Annotated in this window: 21 protein-coding genes; 12 read left to right on the top strand and 9 right to left on the bottom strand. The window is 36.4% G+C overall.

Annotated features, from left to right (window positions below):
- Nucleotides 1-36 precede the first annotated feature (36 nt).
- On the bottom strand, nucleotides 37-480 hold the full coding sequence (locus tag ACLI50_RS01835; protein ID WP_411413036.1) for a hypothetical protein: 444 nt from the start codon (nucleotides 478-480) through the stop codon (nucleotides 37-39).
- A gap of 127 nt (nucleotides 481-607) precedes the next feature.
- Nucleotides 608-805: a hypothetical protein gene (locus tag ACLI50_RS01830; protein WP_411413035.1), complete on the bottom strand. Its 198-nt coding sequence runs from the start codon at nucleotides 803-805 to the stop codon at nucleotides 608-610.
- A 504-nt stretch (nucleotides 806-1,309) separates the two neighbouring features.
- On the opposite strand from ACLI50_RS01830, the gene ACLI50_RS01825 reads away from it, so the two are divergent.
- Complete coding sequence (locus ACLI50_RS01825; RefSeq protein ID WP_227944437.1) at nucleotides 1,310-1,657, top strand: helix-turn-helix domain-containing protein; 348 nt, start codon at nucleotides 1,310-1,312, stop codon at nucleotides 1,655-1,657.
- A 304-nt stretch (nucleotides 1,658-1,961) separates the two neighbouring features.
- On the opposite strand, the gene ACLI50_RS01820 is transcribed toward ACLI50_RS01825, so the two are convergent.
- Both ACLI50_RS01820 and ACLI50_RS01815 read right to left on the bottom strand, forming a co-directional pair.
- Nucleotides 1,962-3,533 carry a M20/M25/M40 family metallo-hydrolase gene (locus tag ACLI50_RS01820; protein WP_411413034.1) on the bottom strand — a complete coding sequence of 524 codons (1,572 nt, stop codon included), beginning with the start codon at nucleotides 3,531-3,533 and terminating at the stop codon, nucleotides 1,962-1,964.
- Between the two features lie 278 nt (nucleotides 3,534-3,811).
- Nucleotides 3,812-3,988 carry a histone H1 gene (locus tag ACLI50_RS01815; RefSeq protein WP_002978882.1) on the bottom strand — a complete coding sequence of 59 codons (177 nt, stop codon included), beginning with the start codon at nucleotides 3,986-3,988 and terminating at the stop codon, nucleotides 3,812-3,814.
- Nucleotides 3,989-4,455: 467 nt separating this feature from the next.
- Between ACLI50_RS01815 and ACLI50_RS01810 the strand changes: the two genes are divergently transcribed.
- From ACLI50_RS01810 to ACLI50_RS01790, 5 genes are all read left to right on the top strand, one after another.
- Nucleotides 4,456-4,971, top strand: coding sequence for a hypothetical protein (locus tag ACLI50_RS01810; RefSeq protein WP_411413033.1), 516 nt, complete (start codon nucleotides 4,456-4,458; stop codon nucleotides 4,969-4,971).
- Between the two features lie 174 nt (nucleotides 4,972-5,145).
- Nucleotides 5,146-6,060: a helix-turn-helix domain-containing protein gene (locus ACLI50_RS01805; protein WP_110011150.1), complete on the top strand. Its 915-nt coding sequence runs from the start codon at nucleotides 5,146-5,148 to the stop codon at nucleotides 6,058-6,060.
- Nucleotides 6,061-6,148: 88 nt separating this feature from the next.
- On the top strand, nucleotides 6,149-7,354 hold the full coding sequence (locus ACLI50_RS01800) for an MFS transporter (protein WP_343641373.1): 1,206 nt from the start codon (nucleotides 6,149-6,151) through the stop codon (nucleotides 7,352-7,354).
- A gap of 166 nt (nucleotides 7,355-7,520) precedes the next feature.
- Nucleotides 7,521-7,973, top strand: coding sequence for a MarR family winged helix-turn-helix transcriptional regulator (locus tag ACLI50_RS01795; protein ID WP_411413032.1), 453 nt, complete (start codon nucleotides 7,521-7,523; stop codon nucleotides 7,971-7,973).
- Nucleotides 7,974-7,993: 20 nt separating this feature from the next.
- A complete protein-coding gene (locus ACLI50_RS01790; RefSeq protein ID WP_411413031.1) occupies nucleotides 7,994-8,836 on the top strand; it encodes a universal stress protein in 843 nt (280 codons plus the stop codon).
- 15 nt (nucleotides 8,837-8,851) lie between these two features.
- On the opposite strand, the gene ACLI50_RS01785 is transcribed toward ACLI50_RS01790, so the two are convergent.
- Together ACLI50_RS01785 and ACLI50_RS01780 are read right to left on the bottom strand one after the other, a co-directional pair.
- Nucleotides 8,852-9,448, bottom strand: a complete 597-nt coding sequence (locus tag ACLI50_RS01785; protein ID WP_202838746.1) for a Crp/Fnr family transcriptional regulator — start codon at nucleotides 9,446-9,448, stop codon at nucleotides 8,852-8,854.
- A gap of 111 nt (nucleotides 9,449-9,559) precedes the next feature.
- Entirely contained in the window at nucleotides 9,560-9,916 is a 357-nt protein-coding gene (locus tag ACLI50_RS01780; RefSeq protein WP_202838745.1) for a winged helix-turn-helix transcriptional regulator, read from the bottom strand.
- Between the two features lie 116 nt (nucleotides 9,917-10,032).
- On the opposite strand from ACLI50_RS01780, the gene ACLI50_RS01775 reads away from it, so the two are divergent.
- The 6 genes from ACLI50_RS01775 (at nucleotide 10,033) to ACLI50_RS01750 (ending at nucleotide 17,180) form a co-directional block, all read left to right on the top strand.
- Nucleotides 10,033-10,635, top strand: a complete 603-nt coding sequence (locus ACLI50_RS01775; protein ID WP_411413030.1) for an FMN-dependent NADH-azoreductase — start codon at nucleotides 10,033-10,035, stop codon at nucleotides 10,633-10,635.
- 155 nt (nucleotides 10,636-10,790) lie between these two features.
- Nucleotides 10,791-11,216, top strand: coding sequence for a RidA family protein (locus tag ACLI50_RS01770; RefSeq protein ID WP_411413029.1), 426 nt, complete (start codon nucleotides 10,791-10,793; stop codon nucleotides 11,214-11,216).
- A gap of 441 nt (nucleotides 11,217-11,657) precedes the next feature.
- Nucleotides 11,658-12,104 carry a hypothetical protein gene (locus ACLI50_RS01765; protein ID WP_202838742.1) on the top strand — a complete coding sequence of 149 codons (447 nt, stop codon included), beginning with the start codon at nucleotides 11,658-11,660 and terminating at the stop codon, nucleotides 12,102-12,104.
- On the top strand, nucleotides 12,101-14,176 hold the full coding sequence (locus ACLI50_RS01760; protein ID WP_411413028.1) for a GMC oxidoreductase: 2,076 nt from the start codon (nucleotides 12,101-12,103) through the stop codon (nucleotides 14,174-14,176). Before ACLI50_RS01765 ends, ACLI50_RS01760 begins: the two co-directional genes overlap by 4 nt.
- A 4-nt stretch (nucleotides 14,177-14,180) precedes the next feature.
- The gene (locus ACLI50_RS01755; RefSeq protein ID WP_411413027.1) at nucleotides 14,181-15,635 is read left to right on the top strand and encodes a ferritin-like domain-containing protein; all 1,455 of its coding nucleotides are present in this window, start codon (nucleotides 14,181-14,183) and stop codon (nucleotides 15,633-15,635) included.
- An 18-nt stretch (nucleotides 15,636-15,653) separates the two neighbouring features.
- Complete coding sequence (locus tag ACLI50_RS01750) at nucleotides 15,654-17,180, top strand: peroxidase, FMP-type (protein WP_411413026.1); 1,527 nt, start codon at nucleotides 15,654-15,656, stop codon at nucleotides 17,178-17,180.
- A gap of 68 nt (nucleotides 17,181-17,248) precedes the next feature.
- Here ACLI50_RS01750 and ACLI50_RS01745 read toward each other — a convergent pair whose 3' ends face one another.
- The 3 genes from ACLI50_RS01745 to pgl form a co-directional block, all read right to left on the bottom strand.
- Nucleotides 17,249-17,887 (bottom strand): TetR/AcrR family transcriptional regulator, encoded by a 639-nt coding sequence (locus tag ACLI50_RS01745; RefSeq protein WP_110011162.1) that lies wholly within the window; start codon nucleotides 17,885-17,887, stop codon nucleotides 17,249-17,251.
- Nucleotides 17,888-18,580: 693 nt separating this feature from the next.
- A complete protein-coding gene (locus ACLI50_RS01740) occupies nucleotides 18,581-19,210 on the bottom strand; it encodes a TetR/AcrR family transcriptional regulator (protein ID WP_411413025.1) in 630 nt (209 codons plus the stop codon).
- 653 nt (nucleotides 19,211-19,863) lie between these two features.
- Entirely contained in the window at nucleotides 19,864-20,574 is a 711-nt protein-coding gene (pgl, locus tag ACLI50_RS01735; protein WP_343641403.1) for a 6-phosphogluconolactonase, read from the bottom strand.
- Nucleotides 20,575-20,591 lie beyond the last annotated feature (17 nt).

Genomic DNA, 20,591 nt, shown 5'->3' with positions numbered 1-20,591 from the left:
AATTGCTGTTCCTTTGATACTAACAAATAATTCTGCTTATTTCTGTACTTTCTGAAAAATTATTTTTTTTGAATCAAGTTTTTGAATGATAACAATGGTATTGGGGATAGTCATGAAACTCCGCTGACCTCCTTTGATCACTTTATAAGAGTATACTATATTCTGACCTTTCTGCTGAAGGCTGACAGGGATAATCTCCACTTCCAGATTGGTTTTAGGGTAAATAAGAGCAAGTACATTTTCTTTTGAAAAATCAATAGGTGTTGGCTTCCCGCTCCTGCCCATTGTTGTTGCAGGCCCAAAAATCTGATCAAATTCTTCCTGTGAAGTAATTATTTTTTCGGTTAAATCTTTTTGATCGGAGATATTTTTAACAAAGTATTTCTTTGCTGATGTATAAGGAATATCTTTTTGAGAAACATTTACAGCACACGAAAAAGCTATTAGAGTACTTATTAAAGTCATGATGAAATTTTTCATTTTTTTCCAATTTATTATGTGTTAAAAGCTATTGTAATTACTTAAACAGATAGTAATCAAAGCCGGGCCCGAGGGATTACTTAGAGGATATTAGATAATCCGAACACATCCTGTTTCTATAATCGTATTATAGCTTGTAAGAAAGGATAATTTTAGTCTGGGCGGCAGCAATTCTTGGTAACAGGATACCATCGTTGATAGATGACTGGGTTGAATTTCCCGTTACATTTATAGTAATTTTAGAATTTGGAGTATTAATCCCGCCCTGAGAATACATCTCCAGCGACAATAATACAAGCAAGGTTAATACAATCTTTTTCTTCATAATGTTTTTTGTTTCACCGTAAAAGTATAAAATAAGCATTATGCTGCATTAAATGACACATACATCACAGATACAGCACGATGGAACATGCATTATTTCAAGCAAATACTCCCGATTTATAGTAAGAGACAACCAACCGTTATCTGTAAGCAATTTTCGGTTTTTTTGACATTCAGAAAAAGCTGTATAGATGATGTATACAAAATATTGCAGCGTATAGAACAAGACCTATATTTTTGCACAAAAACACAAACTATATACTTTCTATTAACTCACAAATCCTTTAGTTGATATAAAGACCAGGTACTAGAGTTGTAACTGACATTAAAGAAATAAACTATTGTAAAGTTCAAAAACAATTTTACTTTATTATTTTAAATATTAAAAGCATTCTTTTAATTGGTTGAGACACTCTCTTTAATTAATTTATGAACTCTAGTATTCTTTTTTTATTAAATACAGTTCGCTCAAAAAAGAGCTATAAAATTGAAAATTTATATTATTATGTTACAAATGGATCATCACAAGCAATCTCACTCAATGACACCTGATTATAAAAAGATTTACCTTGATCTTGTCGACCTGAAATATCCTGAGAAAAAGGACGAGTGTGCAAAAATTTTATCGAAGAAAAATCTGTCAGCGTTTGATGTAATAGAAATTAACAGAATAATATTTAATTATAACCAGGACATCAAGGCAAATCAGTCTCATCGTTCCTACAATGAAGAAACGATACACAAAATCCTTGAATATCAAAAAAAGAATTATCTTAATAATACGCAGCTGGCCCTGCATTTTAAATTGAGTCGTAATACCGTTGCAAAATGGAAAAATTTATTCAGTATTTAATCAATTCACAGCCTCTATAAATTTATTATGCCATTCATTCCTGATTAAAACGCTGTGCTTTTACTACCTTGTTTAAAGGATGTAATCCGGATAAGAATAACAGAATCTTACCACGTTCCGGTTATACAGTAAGAGATATTCCTGTTTTTAGAAAAATTCATAATAACAAATGCCGTTATTGACTAAAACATATATAACTACACATACTCGTTTTAAGCAATAACGGCAAAAAGAATATACCAGAATATGGTATAATATTCAGAGATTTAAAATTAGTCTTCTTTATTGTTTTTCAAATAAAGAACTACTTATAATCTTTAGAACTTCTTCGGGGTTCTTTTACTTCCGGCCATTTTACCGCCTCTCCCTTTTCATCCTGAGGCATTACTCTTTTTTCTCTGTTACTGAATTCAGGATCCTCGGACGCCATATAAGCTAATGCCGCTGTTAAAATCACATTATTTTTCACCTCATCAAAGACGATCTTGTCATAGGTATCTTTCGTGGTATGCCATGTATATCCAAAATACCCCCAGTTCAGAGAACCTAAAGAAATTCCGGGTACTCCTGCTGCCACGAAAGAAGCATGATCGGAACCTCCACCACCAGGCATTCCTGGAAAATCTGTCTTAATGTGGCTTCTTACGGCTTTTGGAACGCCATCAAGCCATCTTCCTACATAATCATAAGCTTTTACAAATCCTTGTCCACTGATGTTAACCACTCGCCCCGTTCCGTTATCCTGATTAAAGGCTGCCTGTACCCCTTTAATTATCTGAGGATTATCAGCAACAAAACCTCTTGAACCGTTTAATCCCTGCTCTTCACTGCCCCAAAGTCCGATGATAATAGTTCTCTTGTTATCAGGATAATATTTTTTCAGAATTCTCATGGCTTCCAGCATGGTAATCGTACCGGTACCATTATCTGTAGCTCCCTGTGCTCCGTCCCATGAGTCAAGGTGAGCAGAAAGAATCACGTATTCATCAGGTTTTTCTTTGCCTTTGATCATTCCGATCGTATTAAAGCTTTTGGCTTCCGGAAGTATTTTTGACTGGGTATCAATTTTAATTTTAGGCCGAGTTCCTTTTTCTGCCATTCTGTAAAGCATACCATAGTCTTCCAAATCGATATCGACCATAGGAATTTTGGTAGTTTTTGCGCCGAATATTCTGTTAGCCCCCATAATACCTGTCCAGTTTGAAATGGCAATACCTGCCGCTCCTGCTTTTTCCAATGCTTCCGGAAGGCTGTTATTATCATAGCCGATATTCTTTATATAAGCTGCAAAATCTTTGGCAGCCTGATCTTTTTCCGCTTTAAGTTTTTCATACAATTCGGGGGTTGCAAATTCTTTGATTTGTTCATCAGAGCGTCCTATTTTCTGGTATTGTGCCATCAGCACAATTTTTCCTTTCACTGAAGGAAGCCATTGATCAAATTCAGCTTTAGAAGACACTTTCGGAAGAATGATCACTTCCGCTTCAATGGCTTTTTTTGTAGCCGGACTCCACGCCAGCTGAGTTGCGGAAAGAGATTTTATGCGTGGATAGGTCATATCAACATGAGTAGTTCCTCTCTGCCATCCTTTCCATGTTCCGAATTGCTGAAGATTGGCATCTACTCCCCAGGAGCGAAGTTTATTAACACTCCATTCATTTGCTGCCAGCATTTCGGGAGTTCCCACAAGACGAGGCCCGATGCCATCCAACAGTTCAGATGCCAGGTTTTCAAGCTGGGAATTATTATTGACTTCATCTACAAAACTTTTCACGATAGGGTTAAGCTTTTCTTTTGGATCAACCTTTATCTGAGCCCATGAAAACTGGGCAGCCAGCATTACTGCAGGCACTGCAAAAAATCTATTTATCCTCATAATATATATTGATTGGTTTAAAGATAAAAGAAATCAGGGAGATGGTGAAAAATTAAGCCTAAAAAAGAGGCTTTTCAATTATTTTTATCAATATTTTATTCAAAAACAACAATAAAAATTCATCAATAACTATAATCTACAAAAAAGGTCATCAATCCGACAGCCTTTATGATTTTTAGAAGTGGCAATTCACTTTCTGTAAGAATAACCTATTTCAAAGAAAATACCATTGAAATCAGTATATAAAAAAACCGGCTTGAAAGCCGGCTAAAGGTGAATTATTTCTTAGCTTCTTCTACAGAAACTTTTCTGAATTCTTTGAACAATTTGCTTAGTTCTAAAGCTGCTTTACGAGCTCTTGTACCAGCTGCTTTGTTTCCTTTTTCCGCTTGTTGGTTTGCCTCAGTTGTGAACGCTTCAAATTCTGCGTTGATTTTTTCAATTAGTTCTTTCATTTATTTAAAAATTTAGGCTGCAAATATAGGTTTTATGGCGATTCCAGCCTAATTGTGTTGAAAAAAAATAGTGGATTTACTCATTTTTTCTGAGTCTTTCTTAAATTCAATTTAAATTTTAAAATAAGATCAAATTATTGTAGAAAATAAAACATGTTATTCGTTGTGACATAGAGCATCAGTGAATATTTAAATAAACTATTTAAAATCAACAAGAACCGAAGAAACATACAGAAAAATCTTCTTAAAAATTTTATCTGTAAATCATTCATTCTCCTCAATTCATATGTATTTGATTACGTTGTTTTAAAAATGCAGTTATTTTGTATTTCTACCAGTATTTTTATACTAAAATTTTAATGATATAGGACAATTTTAAACAAATAATGTCTGTACCGATGATATTTTAACGAACTGTATCCTTTTTGAATGGATTAATCTTATAATTTTGAATAAAAAAAAATCCCATGGATATCATTTCAAAATTTACAGTAGGTTCTGAAGAGGGAATTTCTGATCTTATAGCCATCATTGATTCTTCCGTTTATGCATTGCACAAAGAATTTGTAACTGAAGAAGAAATCAAAAAATATATTCACAACGAAATAGACCCGAGAAAGATGATCAATGACCTGAACGATCTTTCCAACCAACTGATCATGATGTATGCAGATCAGAAACCCATCGGATTCAGCATTATAAAAAGCGGTTCGGTACATCCGGGAATTCCTGGCGGAAAAAGAGCTACAGAAATCAGTTTTGTAATTCTTTCAGAGTTTGATCTTCCTGAAACAAGACAGTCTCTCTGGAAAAAATGCAGGTCTGCAGTGAGCTTTACGGATATTATATGGATCAATATACTGGATCATGATCCGCTTGCAGACTTTTTAAAAGAATCCGGTTTTATCGCTGTGAGAAGTTCAAAAGCCGGACCTTTTCAACTGCCTTCTCATATTTTGGAGCTGGAGATTAATAAAGGTTAATCCAGCTGCTTTAACCATAGATTCCATAGATATTTGCCTATATAATAGTAATCAATCATTTTTTTAATTCCACAACTATTGAGGAAGACTATCATTTTAATTTCTATTATCTCATTTAAAATGATCTTAAGTAGACAACAGTTTACTTATCTTTGATTTTTATAATTTTTACCTATGAGTGATCAGCTGGAAACAATAGAGGATTATTACAGACGCATCCGTAAAAACCAGATCAAAATGTTTGATTCTGAGGATTTTGAAATGGGAAAATCTCACTTCAATATTTCCATGCGGAAATACTGTAGTTTTAAAAGCCCTTACAACCGTCGTGATTATTATAAAATAAGCTTTATTATTGGAAAGGGCACCATTCATTATGGTACTCATCAGCTGTATATAGATGGTCCTGCCCTATTTTTTCCTTCTCCAAGCATTCCGTATTCATGGGAGTGTGAAAGCGATGTACAGGAAGGATATTTTTGTTTATTTAATCAGGAATTTTTTAATGGGAATTCTGAATTCAATCTGTTTAAAAAAACGTCAATGTTCAAGGAATGGAGTAAGCCGGTTGTTTTTCTGACAGAAGAACAGGCTCAGCTGACAATGCTATATTTTGATCAGATTTACAGAATGAATAATTCTTCCTATCCTTTCCGCTGCAGCAGTATCAAAAGCAATCTTGCTTCTGTAATGCACCTGGCGCTGGAAAACCGTGTGGAAGATATCAATCCTAATGAACTTCCCGCAAATGTACGTCTGTATAAGTTATTTGATGAACTCCTCAACAAACAGTTTCCGCTGGACTCTCCTGCTTATCCGCTGGCCTTAAAAACGCCTTCCGATTTTGCTGCACACCTGAACGTACATGTCAATCATCTGAATTCTTCCGTTAAATCTGTAACCAACCTTACGACCACACAGATCATTAAAGAAAAGATGTTTGAAGAGTCTAAAAACCTGCTGAAGTATACGAATTGGGATATTGCACAGATCGGTTACACTTTAGGATTTGATCAGCCTGCTCATTTTAATAATTTCTTTAAAAAGCATGCGCAGACTTCACCCCTAAAATTTAAGAATCTGTCATAATATTTGATTTTTGTAATTTTTACTTTGTCTTTTAAAATCCGGTTTTGTATTTCTTGACTTATTTTTGCAATGTAAAAAATGAATGAATATGTTGAGAGAAGCATCTGAACAACGAATCAGATTAATTACCATTATGGCTTTCGTGTCTATCCCGCTTTCCGGGTTTGTCACGGATATTTATTTACCATCGTTCCCTTCTATGGCCAAAGAAATGATGGTTTCGGAAAAAGATATTCAGATTACCCTGACATCATATCTGTTGAGCTACGGGATTTCCCAATTATTTGTAGGAGGAATTCTGGACAGTATCGGCCGTTATCGTCCCAAATTGATAGCCTTATTCCTGTTGATACTGACCAGTATTTTAATTACGATGACCAACAGTATTCTACTGATCTGTCTGCTTCGTATTCTTCAGGGAGCTGCAGTTTCAGTACTTGTTGTGGCTACGCGTGCTATTTTTGTAGATATTTATGATGCGGAAAAGGTAAAACATTACCTGAGCTACTTTACTATTGTATGGTCCTGCGGTCCTATTCTGGCGCCTTTCCTTGGAGGATATCTTGAGAAAATCTTCAACTGGCATGCTAATTTCTATTTTCTGGCAGCATATGCCGGATTTCTGTTCCTTTTTGAGTGGTTTTTTAGCGGGGAGAGCCTTCCGCAGAAAAAGAAACTGGATCTTTCAGAGAACATCAGCCTTTATAAGATGATGCTTAAAAACAGGATTTTCATGTTGGGGATTTTCATTTTAGGTTTGAGCTACTCTATCGTAATGTTATTTAATATTACCGGGCCATTTATTATTGAAAATACTTTTCATTTTACTCCGGTAGTGATTGGATATTGTACACTGATCTTAGGATTTTCCTGGATGATCGGAGGTTTTATAGGCAAACGCAGACTGACTCTGGATTTTAAGCCCAGAATTTTACAGCCCATCTTACTTCAGCTGATCCTTATCGCAGGCCTGATCACCACCAGTTATTTTGCAGAAAGCCTGTTCATTATGATTCCTTTTGCCTTTTTCATTCATATCTGTTCCGGAATTTTATTCACCTCCTTTTTTACGACAAGTATGCTTTACTTTCCGAAAAACGCAGGTACTGCCGGCGGACTGATGGGTGGACTGGTGTATGTAATCACTTCTGTAACAAGTTTCATCATCTCTGTAAGCGGAACTGTAACGGATCAAAAAGGCCTTTCCTGGCGCTATCTGATCATTGCATGTTTCCTTTTGGGGATCATTCTTATTATGTACCAAGCCGTTAAAAAAGAAAAAGCAGAGAATTAGTCTCTGCTTTTGTTTTTATGCTTTCAAGATAATTTTTCGCTGTCTGTTACTTCATCAAAATTAGTTTTAATTAAAACTAATTTTTTGTATATTTGTTATGATAAGTCATGCTATAAAATCCATCGAAAAAATGCTTCTTATCCTGTTTCATCATTAATATAAAAGTATGCCTGTAAAACAGAATAATCTATCAGAACTTGCTCTGGAGCTTGGCCTGGCAATGAGTGAAATGAAAAGCCGTCTCCGCCAGAAGATCCAGACTATCGTTACTATTTATGATCCGGATCTTTCTTTTGAACTGATTGAAATTCTTGGTTTGCTTTCAAGACATAACGGCATCAATCAGCAGGAAATTGGAAATAAAGTAAGCAAAGACAAATCAAGTATCACCTATCTCATCAACAGCCTTGTAAAAAAGGATCTTGTTGAACGGATAGCTGATAAAAAAGACAGGAGAAACAAACAGATCTTTTTAACTCCGAAAGGTAAACAGATTGTAGAAACCGTTTATCCATGGGCCCTGGATCTTTATAGAAAGGCAGCTGGTGATATAGAAGAAGAAGAGATCAGCAAAGCGCTGCTTTTGGTAAAAAAAATGACAGCTAACCTGGAAGAATAAGCACTAAAACATGATACAATATGAGAACAATTCTTGTACCTGTTGATTTTACATCAACTACGGAAAATGCAGTAAGAGTTGCCGCAGACTGGGCAAAAACTTACGAATATCAAAATATTATCCTGTTAAAAACAGCGGGAGAATCTGAATTTGACTACCTGCATATCGCAGAAGGACATTCATTTGTCAATGAAGAAAGTATCAACAACCTGCTGCAAAGGACAGAATTGCTATTCGATCAGTTAACGGACATCATCGCTGAAAAGTCGCCTGAAGTAAAAGTTTCCAGGGTATTGAGCGACTGGGCACTCACCAGAAGTATTAATGAGCTTTTAAAAAACCAGCCGTCTGTGGAACTGATTATTCTGGGAAGTGATGACCAGACTTCTTCTACCGATAGTTTTGTTTCTGAGAATATTATAAGCATTGCCAGAACAAGTCCTGTGAAAACATTAATTATTCCCAACAGCTACCATTATTCACCTATTAAGAATATATTTATTCCTTGTGATATAAGAGGTATTAAAAGGTTAGAAAGACTGTTTCACCACAAATCTGTTATTCATAAGCAAGATGTCCGTCTTTCATTTCTTAATATCAACACCAGTGAAAAAGAGGACGAAACGCAAAAAAGAGAACTGGAGGATTACATTCGTGAGCATTTAACGGAAATTCCGAGCAGTATTCATTATTCTCATGATGAAAATATTATTAAAGGTATTTTGGACTTTGCAGCATCTGATAACGCGGATCTTATTATTGCTCTTCCCGGTAAACACAGCTTTTTGTACTACCTGGCAAGCAGAAGTATTTCCGAAGGAATTTATCAGAACACCTCTCAGCCTGTTTTAATTTTAAAATAACAAGAAAACTGAAAGTTAATAATAAATTTTAGCATTTTCAATTTTAACCATTGCCAGCTCTTCCATTTTCTTAACATAGCGGATCACCGTCTCTACCCGAAGGCCGGTTAAGGTTGCTATTTGCTGTCTGGTGTAAGGAATCAGAAATGAATAGGGTTCTTCATAACCGAAATATCTTTTAAGGTGATCAAAAAGCTTCGTGAGCTTTACAATAGGATCTGAAATTGCCAGAAAGCTTGAAATCATATATCTGAAATGAAGTCTGTCTGCGGTATATTTATTTATTTCAAGCATTAATAAAGGATTTCCCACCAGGAATTCAAGGAACCTGGTTTTGGAAAGCCTGATAATTTCACAGCTGGTGACCGCAATAGCATTCACAGCATAATGGTGATTGGTAAATAAATAGCTTTCACCAATACAATGGCCATCAAAAGGAAGCCCATGAACAAATTCTTTTCCGTCTTCCAATAAATTATTCAGTTTCACGGTACCATATTTGATCTGAAAATAGAATTTTACAGCAGATCCTTCCTGAAAAATAGTTTCACCTGCTTCATACTTTTCCAGACTGGCTCCGAGGGAAAATAATAATTCTTCATCTATGATCATCTTACCATTATTAATTTGAGTAAAAATACTTAAAGAATAAGCAATGTTGCAACTTATTAAATACCACAGAAACAGTAATACTCTTTTTCTACACTACTCTTCTTATATCTATTAAGCTGTAATTTTCTTTTTGTGTTTGGAACCCCAATCTGCCAAAGCAGCAATCACATCTTTCAGGGATTCACTATATTCTGTGGGAACATATTCTACCAGCACCGGCTTCTGATCCGTAATCACAGTTCTTTCCACCAGGTGATTTACCTCCAGTTTTTTCAATTCGCTGGATAAGACTCTTGCCGAAATTCCATTGATGGTCCGCTGTAACTCATTGAAGCGGGTATGTCCACCTAAAATGGCAATCATTACCCGGATGGTCCACCGCCCACCCAAAACATATAACGCATCCTCAGTAGCAGCCAGATGAGTACTGCATTGCGGCCTTGAATACACTATTTTTTCTTCTTCCATTCTTTTATTTTTACTGATTACTAACCTAAATGTTATTACTAACCTTTTGGTAACTACTATCTTTTTATTAGTAAATATAGATAATTTTGAAACATCAATTTTAAAAAAATAAAAAAATGAAACATGTACTTCATATCATTTCAAGCCCGAGAAGCGAATCATCAATCAGTAAGAAACTGGGTAATGCTGTTGTAGAAAAAATTGCCGCAAAGTATCCTGACAGTGTTTTTAAAAAGCGTGATTTGACCAATCCGCTTTTTCCCCATCTGGAAGAAGCTCATATCAATGCATTTTTTACTCAAGCTGAAAACCGCACTTCTGAACAGCAGGAAATCGTAAAACTTTCAGACACGGTAATTGATGAATTACATGAGGCTGACATTATCATTATTGAAGCTCCCCTTTACAACTTCAGTATCACTTCTACATTAAAATCATGGCTTGATCATATTGCCAGAGCAGGAAAAACATTCAGCTATAGCGAAAACGGCCCTGAAGGTCTGGTGAAAAATAAGAAAGTATATCTTGCTTTTTCAAGTGGCGGTGTGTATTCTGAAGGAGAAAGACAATCTTATGATTTTGTAGTTCCTTACTTAAAACAAACACTAGGCTTTATGGGGATGACAGATATTTCTGTTGTCCGTGCAGAGGGACTTTCTGTTCCGGTGATCCAGGATACAGCCCTGCAAAAAGGGATTGAAAGTATTGTTGTAGAGTAAAAACTAAAAATGCTGTTCCTTTGAACAGTATTTTTTTTTGCATCAGAATTTTATTATTGATGAAAGTATGTAAAGAATTAAAAATATTTTCCTCAACATATGTAAAGTCTTTTTCAATTTTTTTCGCTCATTTTTACTTTATTAAATAAAAGATTATGGAAAAAAATAAACAGCCTAAACTGATCAATCCTGCTGAGTTATTTGATCCCGGCCCTTATGGCTTCTCTCACAGTATTGCTGTGGAATCTCCATCAACGATGTGTTTTATATCCGGACAGAGTGGCGGCGTGGGGGAAAATCATGTGCTGGCAGATGACTTTAAAACTCAGGTTCAGGATGCTTTGAAAAATTTACATATTGTTTTACAGAGCCATTCCATGACATTTGAAAATATAGTTAAAATCACCTTGCTTATTGTTGACCACAACCAGGAAAAACTTGAAATATGGGCTGAGGAAGCCAGGAATGTCTGGAAATCTTCGTTCCTGCCTACGAGTACACTTATTCCTGTAAGCCAGCTGGCTTTACCCGGAATGTTGTTTGAGATCGACGCCATTGCTGTAAAACAACTGGCCAACTAGAAATATCTGATAATGGTATTATAATTCTTACCTTCAACCTTAATTAAAATCCTGCCTGAATATTCAATTCAGGCATTTTTTTTATCTATTACCGGCAATCGTCACTGTTTTATCCGATATATTTTGATAACAGATACCACATTATTTAAAATAATTCTAAACTATGTGAAAATAAAATCTCTTATAAACACTTCAAATAAAGGATTTGTTACAAAAAATTAAAACACTGTTAATTCAAATTACGTAGAAATACTGAATCTTATCTGCCGGGATGTGATTAATTTCGAATAAACAAAAACTGATACTATGGATCGCTTGAAATACAGTCAATCATTTCTGAAAAAGAGGTGTTATCTGAAATATCCGGCAGCTGTAGATCAATCAGCTTGATAGCCTCCTGTTAAAAGGAGTTGAAGATATTGAATCCAAATTTTTTACGAAATGAATATTATTAACAAAATTCTCAACGTCGACGATTATTATTTCGACGTGTTCATGTCTATCTCGGAAGCGCTTACCGGGTTTACGGTAAACGAACTGCAGTCAACAGGGCTTGCAGAAACCTATTACACTTATGTTTTAAAATGCCTGGAAGCAGCCACTTTCGTAGAATTCCTTACGGTTTCTAAAAATATCCTTGAAAGTTCTTCGGGTGAAGAGGAATTAAAAAAGGCTATTCAATCTGAAATTATTGCCCATCCGGGAATGAATGACATTTCAGGAAAAGTAATCACCATGTGGTATCTGGGAACCTGGGAAGGAGCATACATCAATGATCTTTCTTACAAGGAAGGCCTTGTCTGGAATCTGATGCATTCACACCCGCCGGGAGCCAAACAACCGGGCTACAAATCTTGGAATATTAAACCTGTAAACACCCAATCATGAATCCAACCCATAACAAAAAAGATGTGATCATTGTAGGAACAGGGATCGCTGGGTCATTAATCGCAAAGCTATTATCCGACCACGTATTTGACGCAACCAAAGGAAAAATGGTCCATCGTGCAGATGCCGGAAAATCCGATAACATCAGGGAAATATCAATCCTTATGTATGAAGCAGGTCTGGAAGCAGGTATTGAGCTGGATTCCGTATCCTCAATGACCACTTATAATGAATATATCCGTACTTTTTACAGAGAGGAAGCCAAAGTTCCCAACTCTCCTTATCCGAACTTAAAGCAGGCTCCTTCTCCCAACGTTCTGGATATGGAACATATTGTCCAGCCATATCCGGATAAAAAAGGGTATCTCGTTCAGTTCGGGCCGATGCCATTCGCAAGTGATGCGATACGGGTAGGCGGCGGAACTACCCTTCACTGGCTGGGAACTACACCAAGAATGCTTCCCAACGATTTTAAACTTACCGAAAAATACGGCATCAAGATTCCAAAGCCGGATTCTGATGAGAAAACTGCTGTCGACTGGCCGATAAGTTATGAAGAATTAAGGCCTTATTATGAGATGGCTGAGTTTGAAATCGGGGTTTCCGGGGATGTTTCAAGACAGGAATATCCAATTACAGAGAAGACGGAAGAATATTATGGAAACTATGTATTTCCGATGGAAGAAATTCCTCAGAGTTACATGGATCATAAGATTATTGAGGGACTTAAAGGGACAAGTGTAAAGCTGAGTTCAGGAGAGATTCCTTTAATGATGGTGCCTTCTCCACAGGGAAGGAATTCCATTCCAAATCCAAAATACGGAAAAACGAAGATCATTAAAGCAGAACCAAAGGATTCCGGCTATAAACTGGTTTTAGACAGTTCTGAAAAAGAAGAATACAAAGCTCTTGGTTCTGTTTGGAATCCTTATATGGGAGAACGCTGTGAAGGGAATGCTTCGTGTGTTCCGATCTGTCCTGTTCAGGCAAAATACAATGCGTTAAAAACATTGAAAAAGGCTTTATATAAAATGAATGATAATGATAACCTGAGCCGTAATCTATTCATGCAGATTCAGGCGCAGAGTGTTGTTTACAGGCTAAGCATTGATCAAAATGATAGTCATAAAATTTCAAAAGTCCATCTGAGAAGATATTTCTCAAAAGAAAAGACTGATTTTGTTGAAGAATCTATTGATACGTCTGATGCCATTGTCATTCTTGCAGCCAATGCTTTTGAAAACCCTAAAATTTTATTGAATTCCAAATATACAACCCCGGAAGGCGTAAAAACAGCAGCCAACAGCAGTGATCAGGTGGGAAGAAACCTGATGGATCATATGGTAATGCTTACCTGGGGACTTTTCCCTGAACCGGTATATCCGTACAGAGGTCCGGGTTCTACGACAAATATTTCTTCTTTCCGTGACGGAGAGTTCAGAAAGAACTTTTCAGCATGGATTTCTCCGCTTGACAATTGGGGATGGGGCTGGCCGGCATTTTCTCCGGGTTCTGATGTGGCAGAATTTATCAATGATAAAAAGTTTGGGGCAGAATTAAGAGAAAAGCTCACCGACAGACTTTCAAAGCAGGTATTATTTCATTTTGAAATTGAACAGCTCCCGAATCCCAATAACAGAGTAACCATTAATGATGAGTATCTGGATGTTCTCGGAATTCCACGCCCTGTTATTCATTATGAACTGACAGAGTACGAAATGAAAGCTATGGAACAGGCAAAAGATGCTTCGGATCAAATGTTTAAAAGATTAAACATCACGGATTTCACAAAATATACTGAGAAAGACAAAAACTCTGTGATATACAATAAGAAAAGATATTCTTACAATGGTGCAGGGCACATCGTGGGAACTCACAGAATGGGTTCTAAAGCTGAAGAATCCGTAACCGACAGCTACTGCAAAACCTGGGATCATCCGAATTTATACGTCGTAGGCGCGGGAAATATGACCACACTGGGAACATCAAATCCTACTTTAACATTATCAGCATTCACAATCCGTTCGGTAGAATCCATCCTTGCTGACCTTGAAATTCAACTTAAAAAATAACAACATGAGACAAAGACTTATCAATAAAACAGTTCAACCACAGGAAACTTTTTTAACAGCAGGCAGAATGGCTTCCAGAAGTGCCGCGGTTACAGAAGCTATTTCATTACCTTCTTTATTATTTGATTCAACATTAAGCAAAGAAGACTGGATAGAGGGATTAAAGCATCACAGCAAAACAGTTACTAATCTTTTACTGAATGATCAGATAAGTGACTTTAATACCTATCTGGAATCTCAGTTCGGTTCAGGAGTTTCAGAAATGAAAAAAGAGGTAACAGAAGTTGATTACAAACCGGTTTTGCAGGACCTTCTGCAAACTGCCATTCTTATTGAACATTCTACAATTCCACCCTATCTTACGGCTTTGTACTCGATCAAAGACGGGACCAATGCTCTGGCTTCACAAATTATCAGAAGTGTTGCTGTAGAAGAAATGCTTCACCTGATTATGGTTTGTAATGTATTGAATGCCATCGATATTCAGCCTTCTGTCAACAAAAAGGAGAACTACCCTGTTTATCCCATGAAATTACCGATGAACGTTGATTTCTATGTAGGTCTGGAAACATTCTCAAGCAACAGTATTGCCACGTTTATTGCCATTGAAAGTCCGAGTGCATCTGTGGTAAAAGCTCCGAAATATGATGATGAAGCGGAGATTTCTGAACTATACTCTCAAAGAGCTGCCGTACAGGAAAAACACCTCTGGACCCTTGAAAATATGAAAGGTTTTATCATGGAAAATGTACACACCATTGGTGAATATTATGACGTATTATTCTTTTATATCGTTGTTTTCCAAATCATTGTTTACTATAAAGCACATGGGACACTTCCGACAAACTTTGAGGAATTAAATACCGGAGGAATTTTCACAGGAAATCCGGCAAAACAGATCCGCCCTGAGCAATATTACGGAAGCGGCGGGAAACTTCATTCTGTAGAAGCCTTGACAGGAGTAATTGCTGTTTTCCAGGAAATCAAAGGGCAAGGTGAAGGTGCAGATGATTCTATTTTCGATGTAGATCCGTCCCAGTTTGAAGAAGGGGTTGAACTGGCTCATTATTTCAGGTTTAAAGAAGTTTTCCATGAGCATTTTTATCTGGGAGGAAACTATGAGCCTTTCATGGATGAAAATGGAATGATGCCTGTAACCATACCGCCTACAGGAAAAGATCTTCCGGTAGACTGGAACGAGGCCTATCCTATGAAACCTAACCCTAAGCTGGAAGATTACGTCAAAAACAAAGAATTACATGCTCAGGGTGTGGAGTTCAATAAAACCTACAAACGTTTGTTAGATGCCATACAAAGCGCTGTGGAAGGAAATCAGAGAGAACTGGAAAAATCCATTATGTATATGTATGCTCTGAAAGAACAGGCAGTGAATCTGATGAAACAACCGTTGGACGCTCAGACCAATGCGGGGCCAACATTCGAATACATCGACCTATAACCATAAAAACGATATATCATGCTTAAAAGAAAAAAAGAGAGCCCGGAAACAGGAGGAGAACAGCTGTTCCGCAGAATGCCGGGACAAAGTGAAGTTAATCTGGCTGAATTAATGGACGGATATTCTAAACTTCTTATTGATGATCCGGTAAGACCATTCAGGGAAGATAACCTGCAGGCTATTGAGAATAATGTGGATTATGGAGTTCTGGCTGCCCTGGATGGCACATGGGTAAGCTATAATGTCAATTATAATAAAGATGTTACCAACCCTTCGTTAGCAAGCGGAGTACATACAACCATCATGCCTTCTCCCGGAACCAATCCGGGGACGATACCCGGAAAGTTCGCATTTACCAGTGAAGAATATATTGAGAAATTAACATTTTCCATCGTTCCCGGCGGAGTACGTAACCGTGGCGGAGCGAGTGAGCTTTTCTGCGGAGCAGTTAAGTACGAGCAAAGCATTAAAAGTGTTAATACAATACCGGGACAGGATGCGCTGAAATATACCCCTATCCACGAAGAAAACGGAATGTACCTATGGCTGAGTGATGTCTATAACCATGCGGCAACAAAAGAATCTATTGAAAGAGACCGCGGTATTCATGCCATTTTAACAGAAGATGCAAAGTACGGATATACCGGAGAATACAGAGACGAGCCTTTGCTAAGGATTACACCGGACGAAGAACCCAACCCTCAATACATTCTTCAAAGCCAGCTGCAATCGGGACAGCCTTATTATGAAATCATTCCGGCACAGGAAATAAAGCCGGGAGCAGGGCTTGATGGGCCTTATTTTATCCCGGACTACTCTATCTCCCGAAGCGGTGTTATTCCACATGGAAGCACCATTACTTTGCTTGGAGATATTATTCCTCAGAATAAAGATAAGAAAACGTACTATTTAATTGAAGGTTCACCTAAGTTCCCTTACGGTAAAGAGGCATGGGAAACCAATCATCTTTCCATTTCACGTACCATGGGAAATGCCGGAGTAACACCGGAAGAAATCATTGATCTTGACCAGCCAGCACCGGCGTGGGTTCATGAAAAACTTAATGATGATAATGATCCCGGCTCCAATAAGATCTATACCCAGAGAATTCTTGCAGACAATTTATATCCTTACTCTGTACGGCCTGACCTGAGGCTCAGGGATACGTTAAGAGGCCAGAAAGTCAGCAATCATGTTCATGTGAGAATGTCTTCAAAAATGAAAACAGGAGCACAGGGAGGCGTATTGAATGTTCCGTTTGTCAATCGTTTCGTTCCAACTGTTGAGGTAGATATGGACATGTGGATCGAAACAGTAATTGAAGATGGAAAAGAGATTCTTCAGCTGCAGTATGAGCAGATTGTATTTTTTGAATTTGATTTCGGGAATGACGGAGGTACCACAAGCTGGCCTCATATCCAGGTAAATACCCTGCGAAAGATACAGGATATTCCTGAGGATCAGAGAAAGGTAATTGAAGAGCAGTTTTATAATACCGGAGTAAATACCGGTACAACTTCTGGCTGTCCTTATCATAAAGGATAGGCTATACCATAAGTATCATATAAAAAAGGGGCAAACTATTGTCCCTTTTTTATGTTCTTTATAACAGATTAAAGATTATCGTGGGTTTGTTGTACCATGAAAGATATCGCCTTTTTGATTTTTTCCCGTCCTTCAGGAGTATTGGTATCTATCCCACAGAAAATACTTCCGTTCAGAGACGAAAACATATTGAGATAATACAATCCTGACACCATAATGGCCATGATAGAACGGTAGGTATCCATTTTATCTTTGAAATGTGATTCCATCAATAATTTGAAGATATATTCTCCGTTTTCCTCCTGAGTGTCAATCAGTTTTTTTAATGATTTCCGGGGTTCAGAAATAGTCCACAACAATAATTTTTGAGCTTCTTTATTGGCGTATACGTAATCAAACTGGGAAAGCAGCATATGCTCGATAAATTCTCTGCCTCCATCTTCAAGATTCGGTTTCATCTTTTCCACTTCCTCGCTGGTTACTTTTACCCAGAAATCCTGTGTACGAACATATTCGTCCATGAGGCCATCCATTCCGCCAAAATAGGTATAGATCATTTTCTTATCGACCCCGGCAGTCGCAGCGATATCATTAATCTTCAACCCTGCATGTCCCTTCGTTTTCAGTATTTTTCCAACGGCATCCAAAAACTTTTTTTTGCTGCGTTCCTTATTCCTAATACTACCTGATGCTGACTTTCTTTCCATGACTAAACATTCAATATACAAGATACAAGTTTAAGAAATTTTTTTTTATTTTAGACACTAGTTAGTGTCTAAAATAATCTATTTGTATATATTTGTAGAAACTATAACCATTCAATATACAAAACACTATTGAAATTGAGAATTAAAAACTATTCAGATTGTATCGTTAGTTCCCTCAGTTTAAAATATTTCGAACAAGAATGACTGAGGTAAAAACAACAGCAGCATCATTTTTTACAGTGATGCTGTTTTTTACATAGCAAATAATGGCTTGATATTAAATAAATATTTTCTACAGATATCCTTGATCAACCCTTCTTTGTTATTAAAGATGCTATTTTAAACTATTTCATAGACTTAGCTTAATCAAAAGCATCGATAAAGAGAATTTTTCACATCAATACTAAAAAATAATATACTGATTTCCAATAAATTAAATAAAATGACGAAAAATATTACAATTTTACACACTTAGCAGTGTCTTATTTTATATATTTGTACAAACTAAAACCATCTACATATTTTAAAACACTTTTTAGGTTGAAAAATAAGACAATTCAGATTGTATTATTTTAGTTCCCTCACTTTATGAGAATTTCGGATACGAAACAACTAAGGTAGAAACACAACTTACATACAGACCATTAGATTTCTAATGGTTTGTTTTTTTATAAGTTCAAATTCCAAAAAGTTCTACAGGTTTTTGCAGGTATGATGCAGCAGGAAAGAAACAGCTTTTTTTATTTCATCCCGTCCTTTGGTCGTGCTTACATCTATTCCGCAAAAAATACTCCCATTGATTTCGGCATACATATTCAGGTAGTATAATCCTGACGTCATGATTGCCATGATGGCGCGAACATTTTCAGCATTATTTTTAAAATGGAAATCGATTAAAAGCTTAAAAATATATTCTCCGTTTTTTCCCTGAGTTTCGGTGAACTTTTTTAAAGATCTACGGGATTCTGATAACCGCCAAAGAAGTAGTTTTTGTGCCTCTTTGTTGCTGTGAATATAATCAAATTGAGAGAAAAATGTGTTTTCCATAAAGGATTTTCCTCTATCGTCCACCTGAGGTTTTATTTCCTCAATCATTATTTTACTCCAGTAATCCTGTGACTCTATATACTCATCTATCAGACCATCTATTCCTCCAAAATAAGAATAGATCATTTTCTTATCGACCCCGGCTGCAGCAGCAATACTATTCACTTTCAAGGCAGTATATCCTTTTGTTCTCAGTATTTTTCCAACTGCATCCAAAAATTTTTTTTTACTGCGTTCCTTGTTCCGGATATTCCCTGCTGCTGACTTTCTTTCCATGGTACACTTTTCAATCGTACAAGTTTATGAATTTTTTTTCATTTTAGACACTTTTTAGTGTCTAAATGTATATATTTGCATTAACTAATAACCATTTTATATAAACAGACAATCAGAGTTGTGAGATTGAGAGTGATTAGATTGCACCGTTAGTTACCTCAGTATAAATATTTTACTATTCCATTACTGGGGTAAAACATTATATAAATGATGCTGTTTTTGATTAATAAGGGTATTTTTTTAGTTTTTGATCAGTTAAGGCTTGATTTTTTTAAATTTCATGACCTCATACAAGTCCTTTTAATAAAGGTTTTTTTCACGTTACCAGACTGTTGATAATTTTTTTTTATATTTTTTTTCATGTTAGACACTTACAAGTGTCTTATTTTGTATATTTGCTTCAAACTAATAACCATTTTTATATAGAAACACTAATTGAGTTGAAAAATTAAAAGTTTCGAACAAAAAGCAACTAAGGTAAAAACATTAAATGCAGCAGCATCATGAGTTCTCTAATGGTGCTGTTTTTCATTTAAAAACTTATTTTAGTTTAACCTACAGAAAATTGTATATACCGGGAATCCGGTATTAGAATAGTTGATATGAAGAGAGACTGTCCAAGGACAGTCTCTTATTTTTAGATTGAAGTTGTATTAGCCTTTTGCTTTCTCATCTGTAAAAAACTGAAATCCATTCTTCTTCTCAATAAGCTGCATTGGATATAACGAAGGATTATATTCACCATTCAATACTTCATTCAGTGCATGCTTTTTAGATTCCCCGAATGCAATAACCAGAATATTTTCAGCATTATTAATGATGGGTGCAGTCAATGTAATTCTGAACATTTCCTGAGACTTAAGATAATAAGCAGATACCCATTTGTCTTTTTCATTTAAAACATCTTCACCTGGAAATAATGAGGCTGTATGGCCGTCGTCTCCCATTCCTAACAGGATAAAATCAAAAACACCCTCATCACCAAGAACAGTTCTTATCTGCTGTTCATAAGCTTTTGCATAGTCTTCAGGAGTTATTCCTTCGGCATACATAGGAAAGATATGGCTTTGGACAACCGTAACCTTACTGAGAAGTGCCTCATCTGTCATCCGGAAGTTGCTCTTATCATCGTTTAAAGGAACCCATCTTTCATCTACCCAAAAAAAGTAGACTTTATTCCACTCTATCTTTTCTTTATATTCCGGTGTTGCCAATAATTTGAAAATAGCTTTAGGGGAAGAGCCTCCACTTAATGCCACCACAAAACGGTCTTTTTTCTGAATAGATTTTTTTGAAAGATCAACAAATGCATCTGCTGCCTTTTTGTACAGTTTTTCCAGATCGTCAAATACTGTGATATTCATTTTGTCTGTTTAAATTT

It is taken from the genome of Chryseobacterium cupriresistens (assembly GCF_046614675.1).
Lineage (GTDB): Bacteria > Bacteroidota > Bacteroidia > Flavobacteriales > Weeksellaceae > Chryseobacterium > Chryseobacterium cupriresistens.
Note: the sequence above shows the minus strand (reverse complement) of the source record. Positions and strands in the feature narration are given on the sequence as shown.

Excerpts from the sequence above, each read along its gene's own strand:
- ACLI50_RS01740 (WP_411413025.1), bottom strand. The coding sequence starts at position 19,210 with ATGGAAAGAAAGTCAGCAGCAGGGAATATCCGGAACAAGGAACGCAGT.
- ACLI50_RS01825 (WP_227944437.1), top strand. The coding sequence starts at position 1,310 with ATGTTACAAATGGATCATCACAAGCAATCTCACTCAATGACACCTGAT.
- ACLI50_RS01785 (WP_202838746.1), bottom strand. The coding sequence starts at position 9,448 with ATGATCATAGATGAAGAATTATTATTTTCCCTCGGAGCCAGTCTGGAA.
- ACLI50_RS01795 (WP_411413032.1), top strand. The coding sequence starts at position 7,521 with ATGCCTGTAAAACAGAATAATCTATCAGAACTTGCTCTGGAGCTTGGC.
- ACLI50_RS01770 (WP_411413029.1), top strand. The coding sequence starts at position 10,791 with ATGGAAAAAAATAAACAGCCTAAACTGATCAATCCTGCTGAGTTATTT.
- ACLI50_RS01800 (WP_343641373.1), top strand. The coding sequence starts at position 6,149 with ATGTTGAGAGAAGCATCTGAACAACGAATCAGATTAATTACCATTATG.
- ACLI50_RS01830 (WP_411413035.1), bottom strand. The coding sequence starts at position 805 with ATGAAGAAAAAGATTGTATTAACCTTGCTTGTATTATTGTCGCTGGAG.
- ACLI50_RS01790 (WP_411413031.1), top strand. The coding sequence starts at position 7,994 with ATGAGAACAATTCTTGTACCTGTTGATTTTACATCAACTACGGAAAAT.
- ACLI50_RS01780 (WP_202838745.1), bottom strand. The coding sequence starts at position 9,916 with ATGGAAGAAGAAAAAATAGTGTATTCAAGGCCGCAATGCAGTACTCAT.
- ACLI50_RS01760 (WP_411413028.1), top strand. The coding sequence starts at position 12,101 with ATGAATCCAACCCATAACAAAAAAGATGTGATCATTGTAGGAACAGGG.
- ACLI50_RS01765 (WP_202838742.1), top strand. The coding sequence starts at position 11,658 with ATGAATATTATTAACAAAATTCTCAACGTCGACGATTATTATTTCGAC.
- ACLI50_RS01835 (WP_411413036.1), bottom strand. The coding sequence starts at position 480 with ATGAAAAATTTCATCATGACTTTAATAAGTACTCTAATAGCTTTTTCG.
- ACLI50_RS01755 (WP_411413027.1), top strand. The coding sequence starts at position 14,181 with ATGAGACAAAGACTTATCAATAAAACAGTTCAACCACAGGAAACTTTT.
- ACLI50_RS01805 (WP_110011150.1), top strand. The coding sequence starts at position 5,146 with ATGAGTGATCAGCTGGAAACAATAGAGGATTATTACAGACGCATCCGT.
- ACLI50_RS01745 (WP_110011162.1), bottom strand. The coding sequence starts at position 17,887 with ATGGAAAGAAAGTCAGCATCAGGTAGTATTAGGAATAAGGAACGCAGC.
- ACLI50_RS01775 (WP_411413030.1), top strand. The coding sequence starts at position 10,033 with ATGAAACATGTACTTCATATCATTTCAAGCCCGAGAAGCGAATCATCA.
- ACLI50_RS01750 (WP_411413026.1), top strand. The coding sequence starts at position 15,654 with ATGCTTAAAAGAAAAAAAGAGAGCCCGGAAACAGGAGGAGAACAGCTG.
- ACLI50_RS01820 (WP_411413034.1), bottom strand. The coding sequence starts at position 3,533 with ATGAGGATAAATAGATTTTTTGCAGTGCCTGCAGTAATGCTGGCTGCC.
- ACLI50_RS01810 (WP_411413033.1), top strand. The coding sequence starts at position 4,456 with ATGGATATCATTTCAAAATTTACAGTAGGTTCTGAAGAGGGAATTTCT.
- pgl (WP_343641403.1), bottom strand. The coding sequence starts at position 20,574 with ATGAATATCACAGTATTTGACGATCTGGAAAAACTGTACAAAAAGGCA.
- ACLI50_RS01815 (WP_002978882.1), bottom strand. The coding sequence starts at position 3,988 with ATGAAAGAACTAATTGAAAAAATCAACGCAGAATTTGAAGCGTTCACA.